Raw genomic sequence first — 8,892 nt, forward strand, 5'->3', positions numbered from 1 at the left:
TAATAGAGCTACAAAGTATAAAATTTGTAAATTTTATATAGCATATTTTAGTAATGCGTATTTTTACAATTATAGATGCTTATGGATTGCTCTTCAGAGCGTACTATGCATTACCAAATCTGAGTACATCTTATGGATTACCTATTGGTGGAGTTTATGGCTTTATCAACATCTTTTTGAAATATATAGAAAAGCATGCAACTGATTATTTGGTTGTTGTGTTTGATACTGGTAGTAAAAATTTTCGTCATGATATATATCCTGAATATAAAAGTAACCGTCCTAAACTTCCTAGCGATTTAATATCACAATTTTCATTGTTAAGAGAAGCCGTTAGTGCATTTAATATTGCTTCTGAAGAGGTGATAGGGTATGAGGCTGATGATGTAATAGCAACTCTTACTAAAAGATACAGTCAGTTACAAGATGTGGAAGTAACAGTTGTAACATCAGATAAGGATCTGCTGCAGCTTTTAAATTGCTGTGTACGTATATTTGATCCAATGAAAAATAAATACATTGAGGAAGAAGATGTATATGGTAAATTTGGCGTTTCATCAAGTCAATTATTAGATTTCTTATCTTTAACTGGTGATGCATCAGATAATATACCTGGAGTGCCAAGTATTGGTGTGAAAACTGCAGCAAAGTTGCTTAATGATTTTGGGTCATTGGATAATCTGCTACTACGTGCGCAAGAAATTAAAGCAAATAAATGTCGAGAATCAATAGTGCAATATAGTGATCAAGCAGTGTTGTCTCGTCAGCTAGTAGCTTTGTGTGATACTGTGGATATATGTGGAGGTATAGAAAAGTATGTTTTTCAGAATTCTAAAATACACGAATTAACTGCATTTTTGAAGAAATATGAATTACAATCATTAATTAGCAAAGTTAATAAAATTTTTAAGCAGAATATTCCTTTTACTGATCAAAATCCTAATAATGGCAGTGACATTGTAATAAGTGATAAAGCAATACAATATTCTGCTGAATGTCTTAATGTGTTTATTGAAAACTGTAAAAGTGAGGGGATAATAGCCTTGCATATAGAAATAGTCAATAATTCCATTAATAGTATTTCTTTGTCTTATAAGAAAGAAATGTTTTTTTATATTGATAAAGATCATGTAAATGATGCATTGGAGTTTATTAAACCAATATTTAGCCTAGGTTACATATTAAAGGTAATATATGATGTAAAAACATTATTAAAGATAATTCCTAATGTAGATATTGTAGCTTTTAATGACATTATGGTAATGTCATATGTTTTAAATCCAGGTGTGCATGATCATTCGTTACAAAGTATAATCAGTTATAATATTGAGCAGAACATTACTAATGTAAATTCTGAAACTTTGTTGTTGTTACATGAATTGTTAAGAAAAAATTTGTTTGTAAATCGGCTGTACACTGTTTACGAGAGAATTGAAAAGCCATTAATTCATGTGTTAGATAGGATGGAAAAAGTAGGTATATTAGTTAATGTTGATGTTTTAAAAACATTATCAGCTACTTTTTCAGAAAAAATCAATATGTTGGAAAGTGAAATATATAGGCTTTCAGGTGCAGAATTTAACATAGCGTCCTCAAAACAGCTAGGAAGTATCTTGTTTGATAAGATGGGTATAAAGAAAGGGAAAAAACTGAGTTCAGGTAATTATAGTACAGATGCTGAAGTGCTAAGTGATCTTGCATTTAATGATGTTGAAATAGCAAACAAAATATTAAAATGGCGTCATTTTACAAAGTTAAAAACTACCTATACTGATGCTTTAGAGAAGCAGAAGGATAGTGATAGCGGAAGAGTACATACTTTTTATTCTATGGTGTCTACTGCTACTGGTCGTTTAAGTTCAAGTAATCCAAATTTACAGAATATTCCAGTTAGGAGTGAAGAAGGTAATGCTATAAGGAGAGCATTTATTGCGAAAAAGGGATGTAAGTTGATTTCTGCTGATTATTCCCAAATAGAATTGCGTATAATGGCACATATAGCTGATGTACAAGCATTTAAGAGTACATTTTTTTTAAATCAAGATATACATTCAATAACAGCAAAGCAGATATTTAATACTGAAGAGTTGGATAAAAACTTAAGAAGAAGGGCAAAGTCAATAAACTTTGGTATAATTTATGGAATGAGTGCATTTGGATTAGCTAAACAGCTTGGTATTTCTAGATCAGAAGCAAGTACATATATCGACAACTATTTTAGATCATATCCAGAGATTCAGTCTTATGTGGAAAATATTAAAGCTTATGCAAAAGCTCATGGTTATACTCGTACCATTTTTGGTAGAAAATGTTTTGTAAAAGACATTAATAGCGATAATGTTACAGCTAGGAATTTTTCTGAGAGAGCAGCCATCAATGCTCCATTACAAGGAACTTCAGCTGATATCATAAAAATGTCAATGATTCATTTATTTGATAAATTAAGAAATGGTTCACTTATACTGCAAGTACATGATGAGCTACTGTTTGAAGTTTTAGAAGAACAAGTTGATGATGCGGTGAAAATAATAAAGGAAGTGATGGAGAATATAGTTAAATTATCAGTACCATTGAAAGTTGATTTTAATATAGGAAATAATTGGGCTGATTTGGTCCCATATGATAGCAATATGACGTAATGATATTTTTATTGGATTAAAAAAAGTTTGTTTAATGATGAGATATTGTTATTGACAATTGCAATATTAGTATTTGCAATTACTTCATGTTATTAAAACTGTGTAGTAATGGCTTCTTAACTAGTTAGCAGTCTGCTGAGTTATGCATTTGAAAGTCTTAAATCTGAAGTTTAATATTCCTGAATTTGGTTTTGTCTGACAACATATTTCTGCTGTTGTGGTGTTGAGATCATTTTATGCTATTAAGATCAGTATGGTGAATACAGCTGTTTATTATCTTTAGATGTTACTACTAGTTATTTATTTAAGAGTACTACAAAGTAGTAGTGATTCTATAACTAGTTAGCAGTCTGCTGAGTTATGCATTTGAGAGTATTAAATCTGAAATTAATATTCTTGAGTTTAGTTTTGTCTAGCGACTTATTACTAGCTTGTGTGTTAAAATGAGTTAGTTACATGTTGAAAGGTGTTGTCATTTTAAAATACTTATACATTGATCTCACTAAACATAAGTTTATTAAGCAGTATGATAAGTGTTGTTGTAATAATAATATCAAGGCTGTCTAATGTTATCAAAATCAGTAGAATGTGGTTTGTCATTAAGTGCATATAGTATTCGGGTTAACAATATTGGTATATTTGCAATTTAAATGGCTTATGGTAGTTTTATGTTATACAGTGAGTTATGCATATTAAAATTTTCTGAGTAATATGTAGTGTAAAATTTAATATGTGGGAAATTCTTATTTTTTATCTGCATGCTTGAAAATTGTATAGAGTTTAGTAGACTTTAAGTCATATATCTCATTGTCAAGATTCACGTGTTAAAAAAGAAAAGAATTGTAGAAGTGTCTAGTTCTATATTATCAGCAGATTTTGCTAATTTGAGTAAATCAATAGAAGTGCTTGAAAATGCAAGTGTAGATTATATTCATATAGATGTGATGGATGGTAATTTTGTGCCTAATATTACCATAGGTCCTGTTGTTGTGTCTGCAATAAGGAAGTGTACAGAAATACCGTTTGATGTGCACCTGATGATAAATTCTCCTAGTAATTATATAGAACCTTTTATTGATGCAGGTGCAGATATGATTACTGTACACGCAGAATCTGAGGTACATTTAGATCGTGTAATAAAGAAGATAAAATCTTATGGTAAAGGTGCTGGATTATCTCTTGTGCCAACATCTCACCATAATATTTTAGAATATATTATTTTTGAACTTGATCTTGTATTAATTATGACTGTAAATCCTGGCTTTGGTGGACAACAGTTTATTGTATCTCAGTTAGATAAAATTTCACGTATTCGTGATATGATAGAAAAATATTCATTAAAAACTAAAATAGCTGTGGATGGTGGCATTAATATTCACAATGCTAAAAGTGTAATAGAAGCTGGAGCGGATATTCTAGTTGTTGGATCTGCGATTTTTAACGCAGAAAATATATTAGATTACGTGCAAGCGCTTAAATCTTCTTTATAGTTTGTATTGGATTTATAGTTTTGATGAAGATGATGTGTTAATAAGCTATGCAAGGCTTATTTTGTAAATTTATCTGTGGTTTGTATTACATGTGAAATGTTGATATTGTATTTGTTCCCTGAAGTTAAATTTTGTTTGTAGAGTGTCTCTGCGGTATTTTTATGTATCCTTTATTTAAGGTATATATCATAATGTCTTATATATTAAGAATGTGTCATTGTAGATGGCTAATATTATTATAGTGATATGCTACTGAGCAATTTTATAAAATCTTAAATTTTTTATATTAAATTGTTACGTATATAACTTATTAGGTATAATGTAATTTATGAACTAATAATTACTTTTGAGTTGCAAGAGTACAGATTTTAGTATTATATTAATTTAAATTTTAAATAAATTATTAATTTTTTGATATATTAACTGAGTGAAATTTTAGAATGCCTAAATATTGTTTTAAAAAGATTATATAATGGTTTTTTATATTCTACGGATGTAAGTGTTTTTATTGCTGATTTAATGAGTTTATTGTTACTGGTTGGATTATAAATAAATAGTAATTACATATAATGTTTGTTGTATGCTTTGTTCAAAGGTTTTGGTGTAACTTTATGCAATTTTTGCGTTTACATTTAGTGTTGTTTTGGTTTTTGGAAACTATTGGGAAGTACGTAATCGATTTAATTTTTAATATAGGACATTCTTTTGTTTTTTTTGTAAAGTTTGTGTGTAATTGTTTTATGCCTCCTTATTACTATGGAGTTATATTTAAACAGTTTATAGAAATCTTCTTTTTTTCCCTACCAATAGTTGGCATAACGGCTATATTTACTGGTGCAGTTTTGATTTTGCAGAATTCTTTGATAGTACATAATAACGTTTCAGGTGATTTTGTTTCTGGAGTAGTTGTAGTTGCTATAGTAAGAGAGTTAGGGCCGGTATTGGTTGGACTTATTATTGCAGGACGTGTGGGAGCAGCGATTGCTGCTGAAATAGGTACTATGCGTATTACTGAGCAAATAGATGCTTTGTTCACATTGGATACTAATCCATTTAAATATTTGATCGTTCCCAGAATTCTTTCTGCAATGATTGCGATGCCTCTGCTGATTTTGTGTGCTGATTTAATTGGTGCTTATGGTGGCTATATTGTTGGCTCGTACCAGTTGGGCTATACGTCTGAAATATATATTAGAGGAATAATGAAGTTTTTACATGTTAAAGATGTTACTTTAGGATTAATTAAAGCTACAGTATTTGGTTTTATAATATCCTTTATGGGTTGTTATAGCGGTTATTATTGTAGTGGTGGAGCTAGAGGTGTTGGAATGGCAACTACTTATGTTGTTGTTGTTTCATCTATGTTTATCATCTTACTCAATTATGTAATTACCGTCTTTTATTCATAGTAGTTAGTTTTATGGATTACATTTCTTTATCTGATTTGCATATAGATTTTCATGGACATCAAGTGTTGAAGGGAATAAGTCTTAATATTGCATATGGTGAATCATTGGTTATTGTGGGAGAGTCGGGTAGTGGAAAATCTGTATTGACAAAAATGATACTAGGATTAATTGCTCCTACTTCTGGCAAAGTTGTGATTGGTGGTGTTGATATTAGGCATGATAAAAGCTTGATTAGAAATTTTGGTGTTTTATTTCAGAATTGTGCTTTGTTTGATAGTTTAACAGTGTGTGAAAATATTGCTTTTAACTTACATTATAGGTTCAACCGTGATAAAAATTTGTCAAGGAAAATTGCTGCTTCTGGGCTGAATTTAGTAGGGTTAAGTGATGATGTATTAGATATGTATCCTATTGAATTATCTGGTGGTATGAAAAAGAGGATAGCATTGGCTAGGGCGATTGTTAGCGAGCCTAAGATTATGATACTTGATGAGCCAACATCAGGATTAGATCCAATAATGTCTGATGTTGTGAATGAGATTATAATAAAATGTCATAAGGAATTTAACTTAACAGTTATTACTATTACACATGATATTAGTAGTGCTTTTAAAATTGCTAGCAAAATAGCTGTATTGTATAATGGGAAAATTATTGCGTATGAGTCCGTTCAAAATATCAGAAATATAGATAATCAATATGTAAAAAATTTTATATGTCGTAATTAATAGTTAAAATTTTTATTTTATGTTTCACAATCAATGGTTAGAATCTTTATAATTATTAAAAAATTAAATTTGTTTCAACTGAGATTGATAAAATAGGAATTTTGTATGATATGGTGTTTCCATGTTAATGATGCATAGAGTAGCTGTAATAAGATATATTAAACCTCTCGTATTAAGTAAGATATTAAATGAAGATAAGTCATTTCTTAAGATTCTGGAATCTTTGGAAAGTGAAGATATTTTACTGCTAAAGAATGAGCTTGGGACGGTATTTTACTATTTGATCATGTCATTATATGATATATCTGGTATTAAAAGTAACTCCAGTAATACTCTCCGAGCTCAGCTTAAGGAATTATTGTCAGAAGCCATTGATGAATCCAGTGCAGATCAAGGTAGAATTGTAGATTCTCAAGTTAATGACATAAAAGATATTACTAGTAAATTGAAACTTGCATATCAATCTATTTCTAATAGGGTTTATAGAACGTTATTTAATGTATTAGATAATGATGAAACTTCAGAAGAAGAAGTGGATCCACAGATTTTAGAACAGCGTCAGTTAGAATATAAAGCTCAGATGTTTGAATGTGTGATACAAGCTGTAAAAATACTGGCTGATAAAATTAATAAAGCTGTTGCTGAACAAAGAATTTCTGCGGAACAAGTTTCTCAATTCTTAGCGCATTCAGATCAGCCTTGTGATCCTCTTATTCCTGATACTATGAGTGCATTAACTAAATTATATTTTCTAGTAGATGATCATCAGCTTAGTGGGTTAGCGTATTCATTGGTAAAAGAATTTTTGATGGGTTTTTCTCAATATAGACTTGATAGCCGTGGTAGAACCGCTCTGCATTATGCTGTGAATATTTGTAATCCAGAAAAGCAATGGGATTTCTTATGTGAAATTATACAGCTATTAATATATAACAGGATGGAGATACTTAATGAATTGGATGTAGATGGCAATAATCCAATGCATTATGTAGCATGTGCTCCATATATGAATGAAGAAGTTATTAAATACTTTTTGAAAAATGCACCTGCAATGATTGTACAACAAAATTCCCATGGAGATACACCATTGCATATTATGTCATCAGTTTATTTGGTTAATTTTGCGAAGATACTTTCGTTTTATAATATAACCTATAGAAATAATATGGGGCATCTAAAAAATGTTATGGATTCATCTCTATCAGAGATAAGAAATGTTGTAACATATGTGAGGGAAAAAAATGAGGAATTATCGAGTGAAATTGAAAATTATCTAAAACAATGTGTAAATGCATATGGATTGTTGCTAACTTCTGTACCTTTGTGGAGATTATTTGAAGTAAAGAATAAGAGAGGGTATACTGTACATGATATAATGACATCTACTATTACAAGTGTAGGTGATGGAAATCTTAAAGCCTTATTAGAAGATTTTTCTGAAATAAGTAGTAGATTGCCTATATGTGATTCTAGAATTCATGCACAGAAGGAACTGTGCGTAAGGTTATGTTTTGATAAAAATAATATTGGTAAAAACAAATATGGGCATAGTTTGTATAGGTATGCAAAGCATATATATGACTTAATGTCCAATAAATTTGCTGAAATGTCTGGTTCTAAAGCTAGATATCTCAGCATTAAAAAAGAACGTAATGAATTTAAATGTGCATCTTTACTTATTGCTGTAATATTTATACTTTTATGTGCACTAAATGCTATATTGCATTTTAAGGCAAGTGATATTTTAGGGTATGAACAATGTGTCTATAGATCTGTACTATTTGCTGTTATATCAATTGTTTTTTTTGCTGCTGTTTGTGTTGCTTATGCTATATATGCTAAACAGATAGATTGTTGTAATGGTAAAGCAATGATGCATGAAAAAGAAAACATAAAAAGTGTATTGTTATCACATTTGAATATTGAAGCAATCAGTCCTGCTCAGCAGACAGATCTTACTTAAAGGTTTTACTATAAACTATTTTTGTATTGGAAAAAGAGTTTAAACATATTAATACCATTTCCTGGATTTATGAAATAGATGGTGTTAAATTCATTTGCCATGTTTAGTAATTCCACGAGTTTTCATATATTTGTGTTTGTAGTAAAGTTTGTTAGCTTTGTATTTATAGAAACATGTAGCAATGAGTACAGAATTTTTTATCCTGCTGGTACAATTTGATTGTTGCGTCCATTGAATAATACATACAAAATAAGATGAATTAAATTTAGCTTATCTTAGTTATAACTTTTATTTGTTTTGCAAGAGTGTAGCTTTAAGAAGCTAGGTTTATCTGTGATTGAATATTTTTTAAGATGATCAGTGCACAATAGATATAGAATAAAAGAGGTTTGAGTTTCGTGTTTTTTAACTATAAAACTCTCTTTTAAAGTAACTAATGTGTAAGAGATGAAGTTAGCTTCCATTAATTATGAGATATATTAAAATTCGTACTTCAATATCTGATGTTAAGCTGCTTTTAATGAAATAGACAGAAACATTTTTCTAGTTTTTAATATCCTTGTATAAAACACAGTCTAGCTGTCAGTGCTTCAAACATTATTTTGCATGCAGTTATGTTAAAACTTGCACTTTAATATCTGATGTTAAACTGCTTTTAATGAA

Annotated in this window: 5 protein-coding genes; all 5 read left to right on the plus strand. The window is 29.7% G+C overall.

What is annotated here, in order from left to right; all coding sequences use genetic code 11:
- Positions 1-53 precede the first annotated feature (53 nt).
- Positions 54-2,639 carry a DNA polymerase I gene (gene polA / locus DRF75_RS02560; protein WP_129992603.1) on the plus strand — a complete coding sequence of 862 codons (2,586 nt, stop codon included), beginning with the start codon at positions 54-56 and terminating at the stop codon, positions 2,637-2,639.
- Between the two features lie 821 nt (positions 2,640-3,460).
- Entirely contained in the window at positions 3,461-4,129 is a 669-nt protein-coding gene (rpe, locus tag DRF75_RS02565; RefSeq protein WP_240729882.1) for a ribulose-phosphate 3-epimerase, read from the plus strand.
- Positions 4,130-4,740: 611 nt separating this feature from the next.
- Positions 4,741-5,538: an MlaE family ABC transporter permease gene (locus tag DRF75_RS02570; RefSeq protein WP_045171148.1), complete on the plus strand. Its 798-nt coding sequence runs from the start codon at positions 4,741-4,743 to the stop codon at positions 5,536-5,538.
- 11 nt (positions 5,539-5,549) lie between these two features.
- Positions 5,550-6,266 (plus strand): ATP-binding cassette domain-containing protein, encoded by a 717-nt coding sequence (locus DRF75_RS02575; protein ID WP_045171149.1) that lies wholly within the window; start codon positions 5,550-5,552, stop codon positions 6,264-6,266.
- A 121-nt stretch (positions 6,267-6,387) separates the two neighbouring features.
- On the plus strand, positions 6,388-8,229 hold the full coding sequence (locus tag DRF75_RS02580) for an ankyrin repeat domain-containing protein (RefSeq protein ID WP_045171150.1): 1,842 nt from the start codon (positions 6,388-6,390) through the stop codon (positions 8,227-8,229).
- Positions 8,230-8,892 lie beyond the last annotated feature (663 nt).

Origin of the sequence: Ehrlichia minasensis (genome assembly GCF_004181775.1) — a bacterium.
Classification (GTDB): domain Bacteria; phylum Pseudomonadota; class Alphaproteobacteria; order Rickettsiales; family Anaplasmataceae; genus Ehrlichia; species Ehrlichia minasensis.

What these genes read in the sequence shown, in the direction of transcription:
- polA (WP_129992603.1), top strand. Translation starts at nt 54, where the DNA reads ATGCGTATTTTTACAATTATAGATGCTTATGGATTGCTCTTCAGAGCG.
- DRF75_RS02570 (WP_045171148.1), top strand. Translation starts at nt 4,741, where the DNA reads ATGCAATTTTTGCGTTTACATTTAGTGTTGTTTTGGTTTTTGGAAACT.
- DRF75_RS02575 (WP_045171149.1), top strand. Translation starts at nt 5,550, where the DNA reads ATGGATTACATTTCTTTATCTGATTTGCATATAGATTTTCATGGACAT.
- DRF75_RS02580 (WP_045171150.1), top strand. Translation starts at nt 6,388, where the DNA reads ATGTTAATGATGCATAGAGTAGCTGTAATAAGATATATTAAACCTCTC.